Here is a 701-nt window from a genome sequence, read left to right on the forward strand (position 1 = left end):
AAAACATCCAACAGTTTTCCTGTTTCGCCATCTACACAAATAAAACTCATTTTATCTTCTAAAGAAGTATGTGAGCGAAATTCATCTACGAGTAAAACTTTCGGTAAGTATAACTGTTTTGCTTTAGGCAACTGCGGTTTAAATGAGCGTAAGACACGAATAACCGTAGAAATAGAAACCTGACATTGCTTCGCGATAAAAGTGAGTGACACTTTTTCTTTTAATAAATCCATCATTTTAAATCGTACCTGCTCAGAAATCGAGTGATGAGGGCGAATAAAATAGCTTTGGGCAGTCCAATAGTGTTTGCACTTTTTACATGCATAGCGTTGCTTATTTAAATGCATGACCATTGGTAAATGGTTGAAAGCTTCTAAACGTACAGTGACGGTTTTCTTGCCGTTTTTGACTACAGCGAACTTTCCATCCTCATCTATCACATTAGCACCACAACATTTACAAGGTGAAGGTTGAGGGGAAAGATCCGCTTTAATGACAAGAGTCATCTGATGGTTGATTTTCTCCTGAGTAATTTCAAGAATTGTTAAATTGGGGTCTATTAATCGTAACATTTTTTTGATAGAATGATTCATATAGCATACCGTCCTCTCTTGGGTTATTTGTGGTGATTTAATCATATCAGAGAACGGTATGTTTTTTTATACCTAAAATGAAAAATTGGACTGAAGAATCGATTTTGA

The 701-nt window shown here is 35.5% G+C and carries 1 pseudogene; it reads right to left on the reverse strand.

What is annotated here, in order from left to right:
• Positions 1-593: pseudogene (locus ACTQZM_RS11905) on the reverse strand (ISL3 family transposase); the annotation flags it as partial.
• Positions 594-701 lie beyond the last annotated feature (108 nt).

Source organism: Enterococcus cecorum, from assembly GCF_052119425.1.
GTDB classification, from domain to species: domain Bacteria; phylum Bacillota; class Bacilli; order Lactobacillales; family Enterococcaceae; genus Enterococcus_E; species Enterococcus_E cecorum_C.